This is a genomic window from Nonomuraea sp. NPDC049158 (assembly GCF_040648335.1).
Classification (GTDB): domain Bacteria; phylum Actinomycetota; class Actinomycetes; order Streptosporangiales; family Streptosporangiaceae; genus Nonomuraea.
Map to the genome: position 1 here is coordinate 438,519 of NZ_JBEZDM010000005.1, position 22,018 is coordinate 460,536.

Annotated in this window: 21 protein-coding genes; 14 read left to right on the top strand and 7 right to left on the bottom strand. The window is 70.9% G+C overall.

Translation table 11 applies throughout. The features are described 5' to 3' along the window. Positions 1–8: 8 nt before the first annotated feature. The 3 genes from AB0B61_RS14890 to nagZ all read left to right on the top strand — a co-directional run bounded on the left by AB0B61_RS14890 (position 9) and on the right by nagZ (position 3,364). Positions 9–269: an HPr family phosphocarrier protein gene (locus tag AB0B61_RS14890; protein ID WP_358431892.1), complete on the top strand. Its 261-nt coding sequence runs from the start codon at positions 9–11 to the stop codon at positions 267–269. Next, positions 266–1,978: a phosphoenolpyruvate--protein phosphotransferase gene (gene ptsP / locus AB0B61_RS14895; RefSeq protein WP_358431893.1), complete on the top strand. Its 1,713-nt coding sequence runs from the start codon at positions 266–268 to the stop codon at positions 1,976–1,978. The genes AB0B61_RS14890 and ptsP overlap by 4 nt, the downstream gene beginning before the upstream one ends. 96 nt (positions 1,979–2,074) lie before the next feature. After that, the gene (nagZ, locus tag AB0B61_RS14900; protein WP_358431894.1) at positions 2,075–3,364 is read left to right on the top strand and encodes a beta-N-acetylhexosaminidase; all 1,290 of its coding nucleotides are present in this window, start codon (positions 2,075–2,077) and stop codon (positions 3,362–3,364) included. On the opposite strand, the gene AB0B61_RS14905 is transcribed toward nagZ, so the two are convergent. Continuing rightward, on the bottom strand, positions 3,361–3,552 hold the full coding sequence (locus AB0B61_RS14905; protein ID WP_358431895.1) for a hypothetical protein: 192 nt from the start codon (positions 3,550–3,552) through the stop codon (positions 3,361–3,363). The two genes, nagZ and AB0B61_RS14905, sit on opposite strands and share 4 nt — an antisense overlap. A gap of 139 nt (positions 3,553–3,691) precedes the next feature. Here AB0B61_RS14905 and AB0B61_RS14910 point away from each other — a divergent pair, with 139 nt between their 5' ends. The 5 genes from AB0B61_RS14910 to AB0B61_RS14930 all read left to right on the top strand — a co-directional run bounded on the left by AB0B61_RS14910 (position 3,692) and on the right by AB0B61_RS14930 (position 6,957). Further along, positions 3,692–4,336 (top strand): HAD family phosphatase, encoded by a 645-nt coding sequence (locus AB0B61_RS14910; protein WP_358431896.1) that lies wholly within the window; start codon positions 3,692–3,694, stop codon positions 4,334–4,336. A gap of 31 nt (positions 4,337–4,367) precedes the next feature. Continuing rightward, complete coding sequence (locus tag AB0B61_RS14915) at positions 4,368–4,880, top strand: hypothetical protein (protein ID WP_358431897.1); 513 nt, start codon at positions 4,368–4,370, stop codon at positions 4,878–4,880. A gap of 98 nt (positions 4,881–4,978) precedes the next feature. Beyond that, on the top strand, positions 4,979–5,431 hold the full coding sequence (locus AB0B61_RS14920) for a DUF2690 domain-containing protein (RefSeq protein WP_358431898.1): 453 nt from the start codon (positions 4,979–4,981) through the stop codon (positions 5,429–5,431). 104 nt (positions 5,432–5,535) lie between these two features. Then, positions 5,536–6,162 carry an HAD family hydrolase gene (locus tag AB0B61_RS14925; protein WP_358431899.1) on the top strand — a complete coding sequence of 209 codons (627 nt, stop codon included), beginning with the start codon at positions 5,536–5,538 and terminating at the stop codon, positions 6,160–6,162. Between the two features lie 81 nt (positions 6,163–6,243). Beyond that, a complete protein-coding gene (locus AB0B61_RS14930; RefSeq protein WP_358431900.1) occupies positions 6,244–6,957 on the top strand; it encodes a haloacid dehalogenase-like hydrolase in 714 nt (237 codons plus the stop codon). A gap of 48 nt (positions 6,958–7,005) precedes the next feature. Here the strand turns inward: AB0B61_RS14930 and AB0B61_RS14935 are convergent, their stop codons facing one another. After that, entirely contained in the window at positions 7,006–8,562 is a 1,557-nt protein-coding gene (locus AB0B61_RS14935; protein ID WP_358431901.1) for a penicillin-binding transpeptidase domain-containing protein, read from the bottom strand. A 114-nt stretch (positions 8,563–8,676) separates the two neighbouring features. Between AB0B61_RS14935 and AB0B61_RS14940 the strand changes: the two genes are divergently transcribed. The 3 genes from AB0B61_RS14940 to AB0B61_RS14950 are packed head-to-tail and all read left to right on the top strand — an operon-like array spanning position 8,677 to position 12,467. Then, positions 8,677–9,594: a LysR family transcriptional regulator gene (locus AB0B61_RS14940; RefSeq protein ID WP_358431902.1), complete on the top strand. Its 918-nt coding sequence runs from the start codon at positions 8,677–8,679 to the stop codon at positions 9,592–9,594. Then, positions 9,591–10,448 (top strand): serine hydrolase, encoded by an 858-nt coding sequence (locus AB0B61_RS14945; RefSeq protein WP_358431903.1) that lies wholly within the window; start codon positions 9,591–9,593, stop codon positions 10,446–10,448. The genes AB0B61_RS14940 and AB0B61_RS14945 overlap by 4 nt, the downstream gene beginning before the upstream one ends. A 57-nt stretch (positions 10,449–10,505) precedes the next feature. After that, positions 10,506–12,467, top strand: a complete 1,962-nt coding sequence (locus AB0B61_RS14950; RefSeq protein ID WP_358431904.1) for an acetoacetate--CoA ligase — start codon at positions 10,506–10,508, stop codon at positions 12,465–12,467. A gap of 30 nt (positions 12,468–12,497) precedes the next feature. Here the strand turns inward: AB0B61_RS14950 and AB0B61_RS14955 are convergent, their stop codons facing one another. Then, on the bottom strand, positions 12,498–13,070 hold the full coding sequence (locus AB0B61_RS14955) for an NAD(P)H-dependent oxidoreductase (protein ID WP_358431905.1): 573 nt from the start codon (positions 13,068–13,070) through the stop codon (positions 12,498–12,500). Then, complete coding sequence (locus AB0B61_RS14960) at positions 13,070–13,987, bottom strand: NADP-dependent oxidoreductase (RefSeq protein ID WP_358431906.1); 918 nt, start codon at positions 13,985–13,987, stop codon at positions 13,070–13,072. The genes AB0B61_RS14955 and AB0B61_RS14960 overlap by 1 nt, the downstream gene beginning before the upstream one ends. A 90-nt stretch (positions 13,988–14,077) precedes the next feature. On the opposite strand from AB0B61_RS14960, the gene AB0B61_RS14965 reads away from it, so the two are divergent. From AB0B61_RS14965 to AB0B61_RS14975, 3 genes are all read left to right on the top strand, one after another. Next, positions 14,078–15,031 (top strand): AraC family transcriptional regulator, encoded by a 954-nt coding sequence (locus AB0B61_RS14965; RefSeq protein WP_358431907.1) that lies wholly within the window; start codon positions 14,078–14,080, stop codon positions 15,029–15,031. A 90-nt stretch (positions 15,032–15,121) separates the two neighbouring features. Next, positions 15,122–17,158 carry a hydantoinase/oxoprolinase family protein gene (locus AB0B61_RS14970; RefSeq protein ID WP_358431908.1) on the top strand — a complete coding sequence of 679 codons (2,037 nt, stop codon included), beginning with the start codon at positions 15,122–15,124 and terminating at the stop codon, positions 17,156–17,158. Beyond that, positions 17,155–18,783 carry a hydantoinase B/oxoprolinase family protein gene (locus AB0B61_RS14975; RefSeq protein ID WP_358431909.1) on the top strand — a complete coding sequence of 543 codons (1,629 nt, stop codon included), beginning with the start codon at positions 17,155–17,157 and terminating at the stop codon, positions 18,781–18,783. Before AB0B61_RS14970 ends, AB0B61_RS14975 begins: the two co-directional genes overlap by 4 nt. Positions 18,784–19,110: 327 nt before the next feature. Here AB0B61_RS14975 and AB0B61_RS14980 read toward each other — a convergent pair whose 3' ends face one another. From AB0B61_RS14980 to AB0B61_RS14990, 3 genes are all read right to left on the bottom strand, one after another. Further along, a complete protein-coding gene (locus AB0B61_RS14980) occupies positions 19,111–19,482 on the bottom strand; it encodes a DUF4440 domain-containing protein (protein ID WP_358431910.1) in 372 nt (123 codons plus the stop codon). Between the two features lie 396 nt (positions 19,483–19,878). Further along, entirely contained in the window at positions 19,879–20,508 is a 630-nt protein-coding gene (locus AB0B61_RS14985; RefSeq protein ID WP_358431911.1) for a GNAT family protein, read from the bottom strand. Positions 20,509–20,550: 42 nt separating this feature from the next. Further along, on the bottom strand, positions 20,551–21,861 hold the full coding sequence (locus AB0B61_RS14990; RefSeq protein ID WP_358431925.1) for an FAD-binding oxidoreductase: 1,311 nt from the start codon (positions 21,859–21,861) through the stop codon (positions 20,551–20,553). Positions 21,862–22,018: the final 157 nt, after the last annotated feature.

The following is a 22,018-nucleotide window of genomic DNA, read 5'->3' on the forward strand; positions in this document are numbered from 1 at the left end:
AGGAGTACATGGCCGAGCGCAAGGTCACCGTGGCGGCGGAAGTGGGCCTGCACGCCCGGCCGGCGGCGACATTCGTGCAGACCGCCCTCAAGGCCCCGATGGACATCACCGTGAGCAAGGGGGTGACCGGCCAGCCCGTGAACGGCAAGAGCATCCTGCAGATCCTGGGGCTGGACGTCCGGCAGGGTGAGGACATCGTGATCAAGGCCGAGGGCGAGGGCGCCGACGAGGTGCTCGACGCGCTGGCGGCGATAGCCGGGACAGCATGAACCTGCGGGGGGCCGGGGTCAGTCCGGGGGTCGGGACCGGGCCCGCCTACGTGCTGACCGGGGCCGTCCCCGAACCCCCCGCCGACTCCACGTACGAGGGCCCGCCGGAGCCGGAGCGCGAACGCGCGGTGGCGGCGCTCGGACAGGTCGCGGGGGAGCTGGAGGCCCGGGGCAACCGGGCCGGCGGCGAGGCCAAGGAGATCCTCAAGGCCCAGGCGCTGATCGCCGAGGATCCCGGGCTGGTGGTCGGGGTCAAGGCCCTGATCGACCAGCGGGTCGCGGCTCCCCGGGCGGTTTACCAAGCTTTCGCGAAATATCGGGACATGCTGGTGAGAGCGGGCGGGTACCTCGGCGAGCGGGTCGCCGACCTGGACGACATCAGGGACCGCGTGATCGCCCGCCTCACGGGCCACCCCTTGCCGGCCCCGCCCCCCGTCGCGGGCACGGGTGAGCCGTATGTGCTGATCGCCGTCGACCTGGCGCCCGCCGACACCGCGTTGCTGTCGAAGGAGGCCGTGGCCGCGTTCGTGACCGAGGCCGGCGGGCCGACCAGCCACACCGCGATCCTGTCCAGGGCGATGGGCGTGCCCGCCGTCGTGGCCTGCCCGGGCGCGACGGAGATCCCGGCCGGCACCCGGGTGCTGGTCGACGGCAACACCGGGGAAGTACGGCTGGAGCCCACCGAGTCCGACATCGCCCAGCACGTCAGCGCGCACGAAGCCAGGCGGCGCCGCATGACGACCGGCGGCCCCGGCCGGACCCGGGACGACTTCCGGGTGCAACTGCTGGCCAACATCGGCGGCCCGGACGATCTCGACGAGGCGCTGGCGGCCGGGGCCGAGGGCGTGGGGCTGTACCGGACCGAGTTCCTGTACCTCGGGCGGACCGAGGCGCCGTCCGTGGCGGAGCAGGAGGCGGCCTACCGGGCGGCGCTGGCCGCGTTTCCGGGCGGAAAGGTGGTGGTGCGGACGCTGGACGCCGGTGCCGACAAACCACTGGCGTTCCTGCCGTCCGCCGCGCCCGAGGCGAACCCGGCGCTGGGCGAGCGTGGCCTGCGGCTGTTCGAGAGGTTCCCCGAGGTGATGGCCGCCCAGCTGGAAGCGCTGTCCGTGGCGGCGGCGGTGAACCGGTCGGGTGCGGTGCGGGTCAGCGCGGCGGCGGCCGAGCTTCAGGTGATGGCGCCGATGGTCGCTACGGCCCAGGAGGCCCACTGGTTCACTGACGCCTGCCACGCCAAGGGGCTCCCGCAGGCGGGCGTGATGATCGAGATCCCGGCGGCGGCGCTGCGGGCGGAGAGCCTGGTCACCGTGGTCGACTTCGTGTCGATCGGGACCAACGACCTGGCGCAGTACGCCTTCGCCGCCGACCGCCACTCCGCCGCGCTGGGCGCGCTGCAGGATCCGTGGCAGCCGGCGCTGCTCGACCTGATCGCCATGACCGCGACGGCCGCCTCCGACAACGGCAAACCGTGCGGCGTCTGCGGGGAGTCGGCCGCCGATCCGGCCATGGCCTGCGTGCTCGTGGGGCTCGGGGTGACCACCTTGTCCATGGGGGCCGCCGCGCTGCCCGCCGTACGGACCGGGCTGGGGGCGCACACACTCGACCAGTGCCAGCTCGCCGCGCAGGCCGCGCGGGGAGCGGCTACGGCGGCGCACGCCCGCGCGGCGGCCCGCTCCCACCTGCCGGGCCTCGTCGAGCTGGGGCTCTGACCGGACCGGAGGCTGGGGCTCTGACCGGACCGGAGGAGGACGGCATTTGTCAGCTGTGTGGCTCAGGGGTCCCAGAGCATGGATACCTTTGAGAGCATGTTTCGACGGACAGGCACGGCCGGGCTCCTCGTGATGGCTCTCGCGGCATGCGCCGGGGGTGGTGGCGGCGCGGCGGGTGCGGCTCCGGCGACGCGGCCGGAGGTGGCGCCTCCGTCCACGGTTCAGCAGAGCTCGTCGTCGGGCAGCGAGGGCGGCGGTTTGTCGCGGGTCCTGTCGAAGATGAGCGTGGAGGAGAAGGTCGGCCAGCTGTTCATGCCCGTCCTGTACGGCACGGGCCCCGGCAGCGTGTCGGGCGAGAACCAGGCGAGGTACGGCGCGCAGACCCCGGCCAAGGTGGTCGCCAAATACCACCTCGGCGGCGTGATCCTCTTCCCGGCGAACATCCAGAGTGTCGGCCAGGTCGTCGACCTGACCAACGGGCTGCAGCAGGCGTCGAAGGGCGTGCCGCTCCTGATCGGCACCGACCAGGAGAACGGCCTGGTGTCCAGGATGGGCGCGCTGATGACCGACTTCCCCGGCGCCTCGGTCATAGGCTCGACCAAGGACACCGCGAACGCGCGAGCCGTGGCCAGGGCCACCGGCGAGGAGCTGCGCGCGGTCGGCGTCAACCTGGACTTCGCCCCGGTCGCCGACGTGAACATCGACCCGAGGAACCCGGTCATCGGCAAGCGCGCCTTCGGTAACCAGCCCGCCGAGGTGGCCAAGATGGTGGCCGCGTCGGTCAAGGGTTTCAACGACGCCAAGGTCGCCGCCACCGCCAAGCACTTCCCCGGTCATGGCGACACCAACATCGACAGCCACACCGGGCTGCCGGTGATCAAGCACACGAAGGAGCAGTGGGAGCGGATCGACGCGCCGCCGTTCAAGGCCGCGATCGCCGCCGGTGTCGACGCCGTGATGAGCGCGCACATCGTCTTCCCCAAGCTCGACCCGTCACGTGATCCCGCGACGCTGTCCAAGCCCATCCTGACCGGGCTGCTCCGGAACAAGCTCGGCTTCCAGGGCGTGATCTCCACGGACGCGCTCAACATGGACGGGGTGCGCAAGAAGTACAGCGACGCCGAGATCCCCGTACGGGCCATCCAGGCGGGTGCCGACCTGCTGCTCATGCCGAACAACCTGCCCGTGGCCTACAACGCGGTGCTGGCGGCGGTGAAGTCGGGCAAGATCTCGCAGGAGCGGCTCGACCAGTCGGTGACACGGCTGCTCAAGCTCAAGCAGGCCCGCGGACTGCTGCCCAAGGCGCCCGTGGCGTCGGCCGCGCAGGCGGCCAAGGTGCTCCGCAGCGCGGAGCACCGCAAGGTGGCCGCCCGCGCCGCGCGTTAGTGCGAGCCCTTCAGCCCGCTCGCGATGAACATCGCGGCGAGCAGGGCGAACAGGAACGAGGAGAGCAGGGCGAGCAGTGTGGGCTTGGTCAGCCACTCCGGCCCGCCGGGGAGTATCGGGTCGAAGTCGAACAGCTCCGTACCAGGAGCTTTGAACTCATCCGAGGTGATCAGGATCGTCGTCCGCACGGCGGTCCCTCCATGGGGTCAGCTCAATGGAACCTCACCATAGCCAGGGAATTTGGCCGTCTTTTATCTGGGGTTTGTGTGGGTCTGCGGGTGATGTGCGACGCTCAACTACCCTAGAACGGGATTCCAAGGAGGAGCCTTGATCACAGGGGTACTGATCGACTGGGGTGGCGTGCTCACCACCAGTCTCTCCGTCTCCATCGGCAAGTGGATCGAGGTGGATCGCATCGACGACCGCCACTACCGAGCCGTCATGCGCGAGCTGATCGACCAGGCCTACGGTGGCGAGCAGGAGAGCGTCGTGAACGCGCTGGAGCGCGGGGAGATCGACGGCGCCGCGTTCGAGCGCGACCTGGCCGCCCGGCTGCTGACCGTCGACGGGGTGTCGCCGGCCGCCGAGGGGCTGCTGGAGCGGATGTTCGCCGGCTTCGAGCGGGTCGACGCGATGTACGACATGCTGCGCGAGGTCAAGAGCAACGGCGTCAAGACGTGCCTGCTGTCCAACTCGTGGTCCAACGTCTATCCCCGGGACGGCTGGGACGAGCTCTTCGACGCGGTCGTCATCTCCGGAGAGGTCGGCATGCGCAAGCCCGAGCCGCGCATCTTCGAGCACGCGCTCGGCCGGGTCGGGTTGCCCGGCGAGTCATGCGTGTTCATCGACGACATCGAGATCAACATCCTGGCCGCTCGGGGCCTCGGCATGGCGGGCATCCACCACCGCGACGCCGATTCGACCATCGCGGAACTCGAGACTCTGCTCCAACTTCCGTTGCGACGGGCATGATAGAGCCCTTGCACGCTGTGAAAGGTTCGTGATGCGCGTCTATTTGCCGTGCACGCTCTCCGCGCTGGCCCGAGCGGTCGAGGCGGGCGAGCTAGGCCCGGCCCCGCTGACCGGCTACGCGGTGACCCCCGCGCTGACCGAGTGGTACGCCTCGGGTGACACCGAGGAGCTCGAATACGTGGCTCTCACCGAGGCCGCCCGCACTTCGCTGCGCCTGCTGGCCGCCGACCGCGCCGACGGCGTCGAGGCGTCCTCCCGGCGGGTGGTCGTCGTCGCCGAGGTGCCCGACGGCACGCTCTCCATCGGCTCCGACCTGGAAGAACGGGCCCGAGTACGCGTGACGGGGCCGGTTCCGATGGGCAAGGTCGCCGCGGTCCACGTCGACGACCTCGGCGCGATCCCGGACATCCAGGCCGCAGTCGCCGCCCTCCCCGCCGCCGACGGAGGCGACGACGACGCGCGCTTCACCGTGGACGGCGCCGAGGCGCACGAGCTCATGTGGTTCGCCACGCAGGAGATCCCCGATCTGCTGCAGACACGTTAGGTACACGTTAAATAGCTCACAGTACCTTGACCATTTCTTGAAGCTTCTCGCTAGGGTCCTCACGGATCCCCATCCCGAACTCAAGGAGTCGGTTCCGAATGAAGTTTCGAGTGACGGCCATCGCGGTCGGCGCGGTGGCGGCGGCCCTCCTCACGATCGCACCGGCGAGCGCGCAGGCGGCCGGCAGGCAGTACTACGACCACAAGGACCCCTACAAGACCGGCTGTGGCAACGCGGCCAAGGTGGTGCGGACCGGCTCGCTGAGCAACCGCGTCGATGGCAAGGTCGGCACCATCCAGCTCTGGTGGTCGGGCAAGTGCAAGACCAACTGGGTCGAGATCAAGACGGCCTCGTCGGCGCACGGCGTCATCAGCGTCTACACCGACAAGGGGTACGACCGGTTCTCCTTCAAGCAGGGCAACGGCGGCCGTCACTGGGGCAACATGATGTACGGCAACAACATGTGCGCCTGGGGCGGTGCCAGCGTCGTGTTCGGCAGCGGCCGAGGCGGCCAGAACGGCTCCGGCAGCACCACCAAGGCATGCGGGTAGCGGGTCTGACCCGCGGTCACGGGTGAGGCCGCGGCCGACCAGCCGCGGCCTCACCGTCCAGCCTTAACCGGGATGTCACACCCCCCGGTTAAACTGATCGCGACATGACAAAGCACATCATCTGGGACTGGAACGGCACGCTGTTCCACGACATCGACGCCGTGGTCGGGGCCACCAACGAGGTCTTCCGGTCGTACGAGCTGCCTCCGCTGACCGCTGACGACTTCCGCGCGGTCTACACCCGGCCCATCTGGGTCGCCTACGAGCGGCTGCTCGGCCGCCCGCTCAACGAGGGCGAGTGGGAGCTGCTCGACAACGGCTTCCATGAGCACTACTTCCGCCTCAGCGTCGCCTGCGGGCTGGCCGCCGACGCCGAGCTGTCGCTCACCAGCTGGACGGGCACCCAGTCGCTCTGCTCGATGGCCCCGCACACCCACCTGGTGCCGCTGATCGAGTCCTTCGGCATCACCCGGCACTTCACCAGGGTCGACGGCCTGGTGGGGCTGACCGGCGGCGAGAAGGCCGCGCACCTGACCGCGCACATCGAGGCCATCGACGTCGAGGCCCGCGAGATCCTGGTGATCGGCGACAGCGTCGACGACGGGCTCGCCGCGCAGCACGTGGGCGCCAGGGCCGTCCTCTACACCGGTGGGATGACCACGCGCGGCGAGCTGGAGGCCACCGGGCTGCCGGTCGTCGACACCCTCGCACAAGCGCTCACCTATGCCTGAATCCCTCAGCAGGCAGCCCTGGACGGGCAGATAGCCGTACCCTGGCTGGATCCCCCACAGGAGGTCGCCATCAAACGCCTTGTGCTCTGGAACATCGACCTCACCTTGGTCGACGTCGCGATCGTGACCAGGGACGCCTACGCAGAGGCGTTCCGCGCCGTGACGGGGCGGCCGCTGCTCAAGCTGGCACCGGCGCGCGGCCGGCCCGATTCCGAGATCGTCTTCGAGACCCTCGCGGTCAACGGCATCGTCACCGAGGACGACACCCTGCCACGATTCCTGTCCGCGCTGGCGATGGCCTTCGCCGACCGGCGCAAGCGGCTGGCCACCGAGGGCCGCGTGATGGCGGGGGCCAAGGAGGCGCTCAAGGCCGTCGCCGGACTCGACGGCGTGGTCCAGTCGGTGCTCACCGGCACGATCAAGAGCAACGCCGTGCACAAGCTCAAGGCGTTCGGGCTGGACAAGCACGTCGACTTCGAGCTCGGCGGCTACGGCGAGGAGGTCTACCCCAAGGCGACGCTGCTCCAGGTCGCCCAAGGGCGGGCCAAGGCGCGCTTCGGCGAGCCGTTCACCTCGGCCAACACCGTGGTGATCGGTGACTCGACGCGTGACGTGCAGGCCGCCAAGATCGGCGGGGCGGCGATGATCGGGGTGGCCTCGGGCCGGTCGATGGCGAGCGAGTTGCGCGAGGCCGGAGCCGACCTCGTGCTGCCCGACCTGTCCAACGCCTCGGAGGTGGTGGCCGCGGTCGCGGGCCTCACCACGCCGGTCGACCGCAGACCGGTCAGCCCCTGACCACCAGTCCGCACATCAGCCGGTCCGCACACCAGCTCAGGGCGCACATCAGCTCAGGGCGCTGAGGAAGCGGGCCGCGATCGGGGCCGCCACCGCGGAGCCCGCGCCGCCGCCCTCCACGATCACCGCGAACGCCAGGTCCCCCCGGTAGCCGATGAACCAGGAGTGCGCGGGCGGCTCCTTGCCCGAGCCGTACTCCGCCGTCCCGGTCTTGCCGGCCGTACCGGAGGGGAAGCTCACCGCGTGCGCGGTTCCGTCCGTGACGACGGCGGGCATGAGCTCGCGCAGGGCCCGCACCACGCCGTCCTCCAGGGGGCGCGGCTTGAGAGTGCGGTCCGGCACCAGGTCCTGGGCGACCAGCCGGGGCGGGCGCCAGGAGCCGTCGGCGATGGCGGCGGCCACCGAGGCCATGTTGAGCGGGCTGGCCAGCACCCTGCCCTGCCCGATCGAGGCGGAGGCCAGGTCGGTGTCGTCCTTCGGCGCCGGGAACTCGGCCTTCACCGCCGGCACGCCCGGCGTGATCGCGGAGCCGAAGCCGAACGCGCCGGCCACCTCGGCCAGCCGGCCGTCCCCGAGCTCGGCCACCCCCATGGCGCCGAACGTGGTGTTGCACGAGTGGGCGAAGGCGTCGCGGAAGGAGAGTCTGCCGTAGTCGTGGAAGCCCGCGTTGTGGAAGGGGAAGCCGCCGATGTTCTGCTCGGCCGGGCATTCGACCTGCTCGTCCGCCGCTGCCCCGTCCGCGACCAGCGCGGAGGCCGTCACGACCTTGAACGTCGAGCCGGGCGGGTACTTGCCGAGCAGCGCCCGGTTGAACCCGCCCGGCTTGTTGACCACCGACAGGATCTCGCCGGTCGATGGCCGGACGGCGACCAGCGAGGCCGGCTTACGCACGCCGTCGAGCGCGGCGGCGCCCGCCCGGTGCACCTTGAGGTCGATCGTGGTGTGGAACGGCGTCCGCTCCGCCGGCTTGGCCATGGTCTGGAGGAACCGCTCGCCCTGGTAGAGGTCGATCCTGCGGGACTGCCCGTCGGCGAGCCGGTCCGGGTAGGTCTGCTTGAGCCCTTCGACGAGTTGCAGCACCGAGCCGGGCGCGTCCGGGGTGTCGACGCGGCTGCCATCGGCCGCCAGCACCGGGACCGTCGCGGCCTTCTCCGTGACCAGCCGCAGGGACCTGCCCTGCTTGAGCGAGGGGTTGATGGCGGCGGGGGTCCAGTCGACCTTCCACTCGCCGCCGCGTTCGACGAGCTTGAGCTTGCCGTCGTACGTCCAGCTCTTCGGGCCGGTGAGCCCGGCGTGGAAGGCGATCACACCGTCCGAGCCGCCCGCGTCGCGCTTGAAGGTCGCGCCGGTGAGCTTGAGGTCGGTACGGAAGCGCTGGTGCCAGCGCTCGAAGTCGGCGGGCGGGTCGGCGACGAGTTCCCGCATCCGCGCATAATTCTGGACGGACCAGGCGGACAGGTACGAATCAGCCGTCTCCTCCGGGGTGCCCTGCGTGCGCAGCAGCCAGATCGTGCCGGCCGCCGCCACGGCGGGGACCAGTGCGGCGGCGGTGACCCACGGCCAGCGGCGTTTTCGCCTGGGCGGCGATTCTGGCTGAAGATTCATGAAGATTGTCCCCCTTTGTGACCCCATGCGGCCGAGCACACCAGAGGCCGCCGCGTGGTGTCCAATACCGATATAAGCGCTTCATACATATAAATGCGGATATAGTTGCTGGTCATGGACCTTGTCCGGCATCTGCGCTACTTCACCGTGGTGGCGGAGGAACTCCACTTCGGCAATGCCGCGATTCGGCTCGGCATGGCCCAGCCGCCGCTCAGCCAGCGGATCAAGCGCCTGGAGGAGGAGCTCGGCGTGCGGCTCTTCGACCGCTCCGCCCGCCAGGTCCGGCTGACCGAGGCGGGCCGCCTGCTGGTCGGCGAGGCCCGCGAGATCGTGGCCAGGGCCGACCGGCTGCGCGAGCTCGTCCGCCATGGTGAGGGCCGGGCGCTCAAGCTCGGGGTCCCGCCCGACCTGGCCGCCGCGGTGATCGCCGCCCTGGTCGAGGGCTTCCGCGCGAGCAATCCGGACGTACGGCTCACACCGGCGGAGATCTGGACGGCCGATCAGGTGGCCGCGCTGACCGAAGGCGCCATCGACGTCGGCATCGTGCGCCACCCGATCAACGCGCCGGGGCTGCGGTTCGGGCAGGTGCTGGTGCAGCCGCAGGGCGTGTTGCTGGCCGAGGGGGATCCCCTGGCCGCGGCCGGGGAGGTGCACCTGGCCGACCTGGCGGGCCGCGAGCTGCTGATGCCGCCCAGGGAGGGGGAGCCGGGGCTGCACGCCGCGACGCTGGCGGAGTGCCGCCGCCACGGCTACGTGCCCGCCCAGGTGCATCAGGGCGCCGGGCTCGGCCTGGTGCTCGCCGGGGCGGCGGTGGCGTTCGGGGCCAGGGTGGACCACCCTGGGATCGCCTGGCTCCCGCTGCTAGGCTCGCCGATCAGTTCCCGGGTCTCCACGGCCTGGCGAGTGGAGACGGACGCGGTCGCCGGCTTCTCGGCGGTGGCCGTACGAACGCTGAAAGAGAGCGCCGGGATGACGGACGAGGCCGCGGCGCCCGTGCGGCACATCAGCCGCAGACCCGGGATGCTGGCATGAACGAGCCGGATCTGGCCGCGCTGTTCGGCGCGGCGGGCGTGACCGGGTGGCTGCACGCGACCGACCTGCGCTCGGGCCGGGAGATCGGGCTCGGCTCCGACGTGCCGCTGCCGACCGCCTCGATGTTCAAGGTGCCGCTGATGGTGGAGTTCTGCCGTCAGGCCGACGCCGGGCTGCTCGATCCGGCGAGCCGGGTGACCGTGGGGGCCGCCGACCGGGTGACCGGGCCCACCGGCCTGTGCGCGATGCTCGACGACGTCACGATCTCCCTGCGCGACCTGGGCCACCTGATGATCACGTTGAGCGACAACACCGCCGCCGACGCGCTGCTGGCCAGGGTCGGGCGGGACGAGACCAACGCGATGCTCGACGGGTTCGGGCTGCGCGAGACGCGGGTGCGGCAGAGCTGCCGGGACATCTACGAGAGCATGGCCGAGGACGCCGGGCACAGCTGGCCGTACCTCGATCCGGAGGACGTCGCGCGGCTGCGGGTGCTCGACCCCTCGCGCGCCAACAGCGCCACGCCGCGCGAGACGGCCGCGCTGTTCGGGCTGATCTGGCGCGATCAGGCGGCGTCGGCGGAATCGTGCGCCTGGATGCGCAACGTCCTGAACCTACAGGTCTGGCCGCACCGGCTGGCCTCCGGCTTCCCGTACGACGACGTGGAGGTCAGCGGAAAGACCGGGACGCTCCCGACACTCCGCAACGAGGCGGGCGTGATCGAATACCCCGACGGCGGCCAGTACGCGGTGGCGGTGTTCACCCGCTCGCTCAGCACCGCGCTCAACCAGCCGCGCGCCGACGCGGTGATCGGCACGGCCGCGCGTATGGCGGTGGACCACCTACGTCGGTAGCAAGTTATGTGGCGGTTCGGGTATGACTTTCCCCCAACCGGCCGACAGGATGGACACATGGTTGCTGAAGGCACACTTCTCTGGGAACCGACCGAAGACGTCATCGCGCGCGCCAGGCTGACGCACTACCTGGAGTGGCTGGGCCGGGCCGGGTCGGACTATGAGGAGGTGTGGCGCTGGTCGGTCGACAGTCCGGCGGAGTTCTGGACGTCGATCTGGGACTACTTCGAGGTCATCGGCGAACGTGGTGACGGGCCCGTCATGACGGGAACGATGCCGGGCACCGATTGGTTCACCGGGAGCGCTCTCAACTACGCCGAGAACGCGCTGCGCGAACGTGACGGCACCGCCCTCGTCTTCGTCTCGGAGGACGGCGCCCGCCAGGAGCTGACCTACGCCGAGCTGCGCGAGGAGGTCGCCCGGGTCCGGGCGGGCCTGGTACGCCTCGGCGTCGAGCGCGGCGACCGGGTGGCCGGTTACCTGCCCAACATCCCGCAGGCCCTGATCGCCTTCCTGGCCACCGCGTCCCTCGGCGCGATCTGGTCGGCCGGCTCCCCGGACTTCGGCGTGCCGAGCATCGTCGACCGGTTCAAGCAGATCGAGCCCAAGGTGCTGATCGCGGTCGACGGCTACCACTACAACGGCAAGAGCTACGACCGGTCGGCGGCCGTCAACGAGATCGCCGCCGAGCTGCCCACGCTCCGCGCGACCGTCTGGATCCCGTACCTTTCCGCGGCCGAGGAGGGGCAGCCGCCGCAGCGGGCCGAACCGGGCGCCGCGCACACCGACTCCGTGCCGCACGGCGAGGTGATCGGCTGGGAAGGGCTGCGCGCGGAGGAGGGGCCGCTGGAGTTCGAGCGGGTGCCGTTCGGCCACCCGCTGTGGATCCTCTACTCCAGCGGTACGACCGGACTGCCCAAGCCCATCGTGCACGGGCACGGGGGAGTGATCCTCGAACACCTCAAGTCGCTCTCCTTCCACCAGGACCTCGGCGAGGGGGACGTGTTCTTCTGGTACACCACCACGGGCTGGATGATGTGGAACTACCTCATCGGCGGCCTGCTGGTGGGCGCCACCCCGGTCCTGTACGACGGCTCGGCCGCCTACCCCTCCGCCGCCGTGCTGTGGCGGATCGCCGCCTCGGAAGGGGTGACCTACTTCGGGGTCGGCGCGCCGTACATCATGGCCTCGCTGAAGGCCGGGATCGCGCCCGAGGGGCTGGAGGCGCTGCGCGGCATCGGCTCGACCGGGTCGCCGCTGCCGCCTGAAGGGTTCGCCTGGGTGGCCGCGGAGCTGCCGGGGATCCCGCTCGGGTCGTTCTCCGGCGGCACCGACGTGTGCACCGGGTTCGTCGGCGCGACCGTGCTGCATCCGATCCGGGCGGGCATCATCCCCTGCCGGTCGCTGGGGGCGCGGGTGGAGTCGTTCAACCCCCTGGGCGAGCCGGTCGTGGGGGAGGTGGGCGAGCTCGTGCTCACGCAGCCGATGCCGTCGATGCCGGTCATGTTCTGGAACGACCCCGACGGCGACCGCTACCGCGAGAGCTATTTCGACGTCTACCCGGGCGTGTGGCGGCACGGTGACTGGATCAAGCTGAACGAGGACGGCAGCTGCGTGATCTACGGCCGCTCCGACTCCACGCTGAACCGGGGCGGCGTCCGGATGGGCACCAGCGAGTTCTACCGGGTCGTCGAGCGGTTCGACGAGATCGCCGACAGCCTCGTGATCGACACCGGCCAGCTGGGGCAGGAGGGGCGGCTGCTGCTCTACCTCACGCTGGCCGAGGGCGTCACGCTGTCGGACTCGCTGGTCGAGGCCCTGCGTACGGCCCTGCGGCAGGAGCTGTCACCCCGGCACGTGCCCAACGAGATCCACGCGGTGCCCGGCATCCCGCGCACCCTGTCGGGCAAGAAGCTAGAGGTGCCGGTACGCAAGATCCTCCTCGGCACCCCGGTCGAGCAGGCGGCCAACCCCGACGCCATGGCCAACCCCGAGGTGCTGCGCCACTTCAAGCCCTGACTTGTGGTGCCGCCACGTCAAGCCGCCGCTTCAGGCCGCCACTTCAGCCGTCCTGAGCGGGCGCAGCGCCGTGGCCCAGGAGACGATCTGGTCCAGCATCGTGGTGACCGTCTCCTCCCGGTGCGCGGCGGGCTTGAAGTCGGTGAACGCCTCGAAGTCCGTATGAAGCGAGAGCGTGACCTGAGCCGGCACGTCGGCGACCTTGACCCGGCCGAGCACCTGCCTGAGGTGTTCGGCCGCGCGGGCGCCGCCGTCGACGCCGTAGCTGACGAACCCGGCCGCCTTGTCCGCCCACTCGGCGTAGAGGAAGTCGATCGCGTTCTTCAGCACGCCCGAGGTGGAGCTGTTGTACTCCGGGGTCACGAACACGAAGCCGTCGAACGAGGCGATGCGCTCCGACCAGGCGCGGGTGTGGGGGTGCTCATACTGGCCATAGGCCGCCGGGAAGGCCTCGTCCAGGTGCGGCAGGTCGAAGTCCCGCAGGTCCACCACCTCGAACTCGGCGTCGCCGCGCTTGACGGCCAGGTCGCGCACCCACTCGGCCACGGTGTCCCCGTTGCGGCCCGGCCGGGTGCTGCCGACGATGATGCCAATCTTGATCATTATTTTTCCCCTTGAATGATGATTTTTCCGCGTGTCTGACCGGCCTCGGCCCGGCGATGAACCTCGTCGAGGCCGGTCAGCGGGTATGTCTCGGCGATCTCCACCACGAGCTCGCCCTTGTCGATCAGCGCCACCAGCCGGGCCAGGTGCGCCGGGTCGTTGCGGGCCACGAAGTGGCTGGCTCGGGGCGAGTCGATCGGGGTGGCGATGGTGACGATCACCTCGCCCAGCGTGGCCAGCGTCGCCGCCTGCTCCGGGCCGATGGCCGCCAGGTTGAGCACCACGTCCATGCCGCCGGGCAACGGGGTCGAAGTAAGTGCTGACAAAGTGGTGTAGTCGACGACCTCGTCGGCACCGTAGCGCCGTACCGCCGCCGCGCTGCGCGGACCGGCCGTCGCGATGACGGTCGCGCCCGCCAGCTTGGCCAGCTGCACGGCGAACAGCCCCACCCCGCCGCCCGCCCCGTTGATCAGCACCCGCTGCCCCGGCTCGACGCGGGCGTGCTCGTGGACCGCCTGCCAGGCGGTGAGCCCGGCGACCGGGATGGCGGCGGCCTCCGCCAGCGGAAGCCGTTCCGGCGCCCTGACCAGCGAGCCCGCCGCCGCCACCGTGTACTCGGCCGCCGCCCCCTCCACGAGGCCGATGACCCGGTCGCCGACGGCGGGCCCTGCCACGTCCGCGCCGACCCCGACGACCGTGCCGGCGAGGTCCAGGCCCAGCGTGTACGGCAGGGTGACCGGGAGCAGCTCCCGTAGGTACCCGGCCCGCAGCCCCACCTCGGACGGGTTGAACGAGGTGGCGGCCACCTGGACCAGCACCTCCCCGGGGCCGGGCGACGGCCGGGGGATCCGGTCGTAGCGGATCACGGACGCGTCGCCGTACTCGTGGATCCGGGCGGCGCTCATGGTTGGGCTCATGGGGGACAACGCTATGAGGCCGACACGAGATGGCCAATGCTTGTGTATCTGCTTTTTATACGCGAGCGTCTCGTGAGATAGACTTCCGTCATGGACGTGCTCAGCGACGTGATCGCCATCATGCGCACCGGACAGCCCCGATCCGCGCTCGTCGAGTGGCACGCCCCCTGGGGCCAGTGGTTCCCCTCGGCTCCGGGCTCGGCGGGCTTCCAGGTGATCATCCAAGGCTCCCCATGGCTCATCCCGCCGGACGGCGACCCCCTCCAGCTGAGCGTCGGCGACGTGGTCTTCTTCCCGCACGGTCACGGTTACGCGATGGCCGACAGCCCGGCCACTCCGCTGGCCGACCCCGAGTGCGACCCGCTGGAGGAGCGGGACCTGTTCGCCTCGGCCTCCATCGAGGGGCCCGGCGCGCCCACGGTCCTGCTCTGCGGCGGCTACCGGCTCGACCCCAGCCGGGCCCATCCGGTCCTGCGCGACCTGCCCGACATGGTCCACCTGCCCGCCCGCCTCGGCCACCACCCCGAGCTCCGCGCGGCCGTCGACCTGCTCGGCAGTGAGATCGGCAGTCCGCGCCTGGGCGCCGACACCGTCGTCACCTCACTGCTCGACATGCTGCTGCTGTACATCCTGCGCGCCTGGCTCGACACCGAGCCCGGACAGTGCGAGGTCGGCGGCTGGGCCACCGCCCTGGCCGACCCCTCGATCAGCGTGGCGCTCAACGCGATCCACCGCGATCCCGCACATCCCTGGACGGTCGAGACGCTCGGCGGCAAGGCCGGGCTCTCCCGCGCGGCCTTCTCCCGCCGCTTCACCAGCCTGATCGGCCAGCCGCCGCTCAGCTACGTCACGTGGTGGCGCCTGGCCACGGCCGCCCGCCTGCTCCGCGAGTCGGAGGACTCACTGAGCGAGATCTCCGCGCGCGTCGGCTACACCTCCGAGTTCGCCTTCGCCAACGCCTTCAAGCGCGAGTACGGCACTCCGCCCGGCAGATACCGCCGCCACGCCTGTCCGCCGCCCGCGCATGTCGGGGTGGCGCCTTAGCCCCCGAAGGGGTGCGTCACGCATGAAGCGCGTGCGAAAGCCGTGCATCCGGCACACCTGCGGACGGCCGGGACCGCATACGGTGCGGCCATGACTTTTCGCGTCGCCATGGACATCGGCGGTACCTTCACCGACGTGGTCTGCTACGACGAGCAGACGGGTGCCGTGCTGGCCTCGAAGGCGCCGACCACCCCAGGAGATCTCGCCGAGGGCGTCTTCGCCGCGCTCGGCCGCGTGGTCGACGACCCGACCCTGATCTCCTTCTCGTGGATCTCCTTCTTCGTACACGGCACCACCCAGGGCCTCAACGCCCTGCTCGAACGCAAGGGCGCCAAGGTCCTGCTGCTGACCAGCGCCGGCGCGCGCGACGTCTACCAGATCGCCCGCGGCAACCGCGACCGCATGTTCGACCTGCGCTACCGCAAGCCGACGCCGCTGGTGCCCCGTGCCGACGTCATGGAGGCGGCGGGCCGGCTCGACTGGCGCGGCGAAGAGCTTGAGCCGCTCGACGAGCAGGCCGTACGGCGGGCCGCCCACCGCGTCAGGGCCGAGGGCTTCGACGCCGTCGCGGTCACGCTGCTGTTCTCCTTCGCCAACCCGGCCCACGAGCTCCGCGCGGGCGAGATCCTCAGGCAGGAGCTCGGCGACGACGTCCTGGTCGTGCTCAGCCACGAGGTGGCCAGGGAGTGGCGCGAGTACGAGCGCACCTCCTCGGCCGTGCTCGAGGCCTACGCCGGACCGGTCGTGCGCACCTACCTGTCGCGGATCGAGCGGCGCTTCGCCGAGCGTGGCCTGGCCGTGCCCGTACACGTGATGCAGTCCTCCGGCGGCCTGGTCAACGCGGGGTTCGCGATGCGGCGGCCCCTGCAGACCCTGCTGTCGGGCCCCGTCGGCGGCACGATGGGCGGGGTCGCCGCGGCCCGCCTGCTCGGCCGCGAGAACGCCATCTGCGTGGACATGGGCGGCACCTCCTTCGACGTCTCCCTGGTCGTCAACGGCCGTCCGGACGTCAGCGCCGAGGCGCACATCGAGGGCTTCCCCGTCCTGATGCCGATCGTGAACCTGCACACCATCGGCGCGGGCGGCGGCTCCATCGCCTACGCCGAGGCGGGCGCGCTGCGCGTCGGCCCCGAGTCGGCGGGAGCCGTGCCGGGGCCCGCCTGTTACAGCAGGGGCGGCGACCGGCCGACCGTGACCGACGCCAACGTGGTGCTGGGCCGCGTCGACCCCGCCTGGTTCGCCGGTGGTCTGATGGCGCTGGACGTCGAGGCGGCGGGGACGGCCGTCGCCAGGCTCGCCGAGACCCTCGACATGGATCCGCTCCAGCTGGCCGAGGGCGTCTGCGACGTCGCCAACGCCAAGATGGCCCAGGCCATCCGTACGCTCACGGTCGAGCACGGCGTGGAGCCGCGCGAGTTCGCCCTGGTCGCCTTCGGCGGCGCGGGCGCCATGCACGCCGTCTTCATCGCCCGCGAGCTCGGCATCGGCGAGGTGGTCGTGCCGCGCTTCCCCGGCGCCTTCTCCGCGTGGGGGATGCTGGAGGCCGACGTACGGCGCGACCTCACCCATCCGTACTTCCGCGCCCAGGACGACCTCGACGGCGGGCACCTGGCGGCGCGGCTGGCCGAGCTCGAACGCGACGCCATGGCCGCGCTCGACAGCCAGGGCGTCCCGCTCGACCGGCGGCGGGTCGAGCACGCGCTGGACATGCGCTACGAGGGACAGGACTACACGCTCACGATCCCGCTCCTGAGCGCCACGGAGCCCGCGGAGCCCGGCTTCCTCCAGGCCATCGCGCGGCGCTACGCCGAGGCCCACACCAGCAGGTACGGCCATGCCACGCCTGAGGCGCCGGTCGAGTTCGTCATGCTGCGCAGCACCGGCTTCGGCACCTTCCCCAAGGCCGCCACCGCGGCTCCGGTGCTCGAGACGCACCCGCCCGCCGTACGCGGCGTGATCTTCGACGGGCAGGTGCACCGCACCGCCGTCCTGCGCAGAAGCGCACTGGACGGCGAGGTCGAGGGGCCCGCCATCGTGGTGGAGGAGACGGCCACCACCGTCATCCCGCCCGGCTGCCTGGCCACCGTCGACGCCAACGGCTTCCTGATCATCAAGGTGACCTCATGATCGACCCCGTGACCACAGAGATCATCCGCTGCGCGCTCCTCCAGGCGGCGGAGGACATGAACACCACGCTCATCCGCTCCTCCTACACGCCGGTCATCTACGAGGCCAAGGACTGCGCCGTCGCGCTCATGGACCGCGAGCACAACGTACTCGGTCAGTCGAGCGGCCTGCCGATCTTCCTCGGCAACCTGGAGGTGTGCACCCGCGAGACCGAGCGGATGTTCGGCCGTGAGGTCTGGCAGGAGGGCGACGTCTGGGTGCTCAACGACTCCTACATCGGCGGTACGCACCTCAACGACGTCACGGTCTACGGCCCGATCTTCGTCGGCGGCGAGCTCGTGGGGTTCGCCGCCTCGCGCGCCCACTGGCTCGACATGGGCTCCAAGGACCCCGGCGGCTCCATGGACTCCACCTCGATCTTCCAGGAGGGCCTGCGCATGGGCCCGATGAAGATCTACGAGAACGGCGCGCCCTGCCGCGACCTGCACGAGGTCATCGCCCGGAACGTCCGCTTCCCCCACGCCACGCTCGGCGACATGCGCGCCCAGGTCGCCTGCGCGATGACCGGACAGCGCCGCCTGGCCGAGATCGTGGGGCGCTGGGGCGTGGCGACCGTGATGGCGGCCCGTGACGAGATCTTCGCCCAGACCGAGCGTCTCGAACGCCAGGCCGTCGCCGCCATCCCCGACGGCACCTACACCGCCGGCGGGTTCCTCGACAACGACGGCATCGACCTGGCCACGCCGCTGCCGGTCAACGTCACCGTGACCGTCGAGGGCGAGCGCGTCCACGTCGACCTCACCGACTGCGCCGACCAGGCGACCGGGCCGGTCAACTGCGGCGCGGCCCAGGCGGTGGCCGCCGTACGCGTCGCGTACAAGCTGCTCATCAGCGCCGACGTGCCGCTCAACGGCGGCTCCTTCCGCCCCCTCGACGTGGCCACCAGGCCGGGCTCCATGCTGGCCGCCCAGTCGCCCGCCGCCTGCCAGTACTACTACTCCCACCTCGGCCTGCTCATCGACCTCGTCGTCAAGGCGCTGGCCCCCGTCGTGCCCGGCAAAGCCGCCGCGGCCTCCTATGGCGACTCCCTCATCGTCCAGTTCACCGGCACCGACCCGCGCACCGGCAAGCTGTACGTCTCGCAGGAGGCCACCGTCGGCGGCTGGGGCGCCTGGGAGGGCGGCGACGGCGAGACCTGCCTGATCAACAACGTGAACGGGTCGCTGCGCGACATGCCGATCGAGGTGCTCGAAACGCTCTTCCCGGTCCGCGTCACCCGCTACGAGGTCCGCCCCGACACCGGCGGCCAAGGGCAGTGGCGCGGCGGCAACGGTGTGGTCCGCGAGTACGAGTTCATCGGCGACACCTCGCTCTCGCTGTGGTTCGAGCGCTCGGTCACCCCTGCCTGGGGTCTGGCCGGGGGTGCGGCCGGCGCGCCGCCGCGCGTCACGCTCAACCCCGGCACGCCGGAGCAGCGCGAGATGCTCAAGGTGAACGCCCTGCCGGTCAGGGCGGGGGACGTGCTGCGGTGCGAGTCGGGCGGCGGCGGCGGGTACGGCCAGGCTGACCTGCGCGCTCCCGAGGCCGTCGCGGACGACCTCACCCAGGGGATGGTCAGCGGATAGCGCGGCCGGGGGGTGGTCGCCGGGTGGTGCGGCCGGGGCATGGTCACCGAGTAGCGCGGCCATGGGATGGTTGCTGGGTAGTGCGGGCTCAGCCTCCTTTGATCACATGGCAGGCCAGTTGGAGGGCCAGGCGGGTGGCGCGGTCGTCCAGGTCGTACCCGGCCTCCCTGATCCTGTCGAGGGCGGTCATGGGTACTCCTCGGAGGAGGGGCGCTGCTGGGATATGGCGCACCCTAGGACCGCCCCTTTTCCTCCCTGTGTGCACGGCGCCCATGCCTGGCGTGACCTCCTGTGCACCCTGCCCTGATATTTCAGGATACGCGCAGGTCAGCGGGTGTTCTCATGGACGTGCACGATGAGCCATTCGTCCCCGGTGAAGCGTCGCAGCACGGTCGTGGTCCGTACGATCTCGGGCTCGCCCGTGGCGTAGTCGACGCGCAGGAGGTAGCGGGCCAGTGCGGTGTCACCCCACACGTCCACGATCTCGTCGTAGGGCGTCACCCCCGTCTCCTCGGGGCCGTCCGCTGGTCGGGCGTCGCGTACCTCGTCCAGTTGGGTCCTGCTGGTGATCAGGTCGGGCGCCGCGGAGTCGAAGATCGTGGCCTCGGGGTGCAGCAGGCGGTCGATGCCGGCCCTGTCGCCTTTGGCGTAGGCGTCGTACATGCCGGTCACCACCGCCCACACTGCCTGGCGAGTCATCGTGTTTGCCCTCTCGCTGTTTGGTCGACCAGTCACTTTAGGGCGCTCTGTCGGTATCTCCGACCCGTCTCGATGCCTGTGACGGTCCGTTGTGGCTGGGGTCCTTGAGAGGGGATACCCCCTGCGGGGGTGAGAAATGAGACGGTCCGTGGTGACTGGGTCCCTTTGGGAGGGGTGTCCCTTTTCGGGGCGGGGGGAGGACGGCCCGTTGTGGCAGAGGTCCTGCGGACGGACCCCTGCGGACGGACCCCTGCGGGGGAGGGAGAAGCGACCGGGGTGGCCGGGTCCCTTGGTGCCTCCTTCGAGGGCGAGGAGGAAGACGATCCGTCGTCGGCCGGGGCCCATAGGGACCCCTCCGGTAGAGCGGACGACCGGCAGGCGTTTGTCGACGCCGCGTTAGAGGCCGAAGAGGGGGAGGCAGGGTTCCAGGTTGTGAATTTCGATGCCGTCCATCGGCTTCCAGTCGGCCCGCGGTAGGCGGAAGCGTCGGCCTGTCGCCACCGTGCCCTTTCGGTTGTGGAGGATGATGCCGTCCTCGTGGTAGCCGAGGCGGCGGGTCACCGCCAGCGAGGCGTGGTTGTCGTGGAACGCCTCCGTTGTCGCGTACTCCGCGCCCAGGCCCTCGAAGGCCAGGTGGAGTACGGCCGCGCGCATCTCCCTGCCGATGCCCCTGCCCTGGAAGCGTTTGCCGAGCCACGAGCCTGTCGCGGCCTCCCGGGTGACCAGGAAGTCGGCGGCCATCAGCGCCTGTACGCCGACCACCTGGCCCTCCGAGACCACCGCGAACTCCAGCGTCCACTTCTCCCGGGTGAACTCGGCCCAGGTACGGAAGTGGTAGCGGACGGTGGCCTTGGCCCGCTCCTGCGGCTCGGCGTCGGACCACGGGAACAGGAACGGCATGTAGCCCGGCTCGTGTACGCCCTCGGCCGCTCGATCACCGAGCTCGTCGAGGTCCGCGAGCGACGGCACGCGGAGTTCCAGACGCGGGGTGGTCACGGAGAGCCCGAAGAGCGGCCAGTTGCGCATGTCACCGATCTTCCCAGCTCACAGCCCGGTCCGGCGACCGATTTACACACCTTGAGGCAGGTGGAAGACCCGGCCGGGATCGTAGGCGGTCTTCACGGCGGCCAGGCGTGGCGCGTTGGCTCCGTAGTAGGCGGTCCGCCAGTCGGTCAGGTCCGGGTCGATGTAGTTCACGTACGCGTGATCGCCCAGATGCGCCCGCATGTCGCCGTGGATGCCGCGCAGCCAGCCCCGGCCGGTGCCCTTCGAGTAGTACTGGACGCCGAACAACGCCGCCCGGTGCGGGAAGGCGGTGGCGTCCGGGCGGACCCGGGCGACCGCGCCGCCCAGCGCGTCCAGTTGCACGGTGTGCTCCCCAGCCCGGGCCACCCCGGCGACCAGCGCTCTGACCCCGGCGGCCGACAGTTTCTGGTAGGCCAAATGCGACTTACCCGCGAAGGTGTCCCTGCTGAGACGGCCGGCGGCGGTCTGGCTCGGAAGGTGGCACTGCGCGACCGAGAGCGACGAGCAGCCCGCCATGACCATCATGGCGTGCCCGTAGGACGTCGTGGAGGCGTAGCGGGAGGAGGGACTACCGATTGTGGCGACGAGCGGCGCCAGGAGGCGGTCGAGTGCCGCCTTCCCGCCCAGGTACGTGCCGCCGATCTGCACGTCCAGCCCGTTGTTCCGCGTCAGGTGCAGCGTGGACCACAGTTCGTCCGGCGCGGTGGGCGCCCAGGACTGCCAGGCCTTGACCGCCGCCTCGGCCTTGGCCCACGGCCAGTGCAGGAAGAACACGGTGGTGTCGCGGGTCTGGTGGGTGCGGAAGGTGAAGGAGACCGCCACGCCGAAGTTCCCGCCGCCACCGCCCCTGCACGCCCAGTAGAGGTCGGGATGGTGGTCGGCGTCGCAGGTCAGGAGGCGGCCGTCGGCCGTGACGATCCGTACGGACTCGAGCGTGTCGCAGGTCAGGCCGTACTTCCTGGAGACCACGCCGATTCCGCCGCCCAGCGCCAGGCCGCTCACCCCGACCGTGGGGCACGAACCGGCGGGGATGCTCACGCCGTGGCGGCCCAGCTTGTCGTAGACGTCGACCAGCTTGGCCCCGGCGCCCACGGTGGCGCGGCCGGACGCGTAGCTGACGGAGTTCATCCGGGAGACGTCGATCACCAGGCCGGTGCCGGTGGACCAGCCCGCGTAGGAGTGGCCGCCCGAGCGCGCGGTGACGGGCAGGCGGTTCGCGCGGACGAAGGACAGGCACGCGGAGACATCCGCGGGGGTCGCGCAATAGGCGACGCCGCCCGGCTTGATGCCGTCGAAGGCGGGATTGAACAGCCGCCGCGCCGCGCCGTACCCCGCGTCGGCCGGCAGGACCAGCGTGCCGGTGAGACGGCGGCGTAACCCCGGCCAGTCGGGGGCGGAGGAGGCGAGCGCGGGCGCGGACCTCGATGGCCCTGGGCCGGGACTTACGGGCCGCGATCTTCCATCGGGTCCAGGACTTCTCCACCCAGGAGGTCAACCGGTTCGGCCCGCC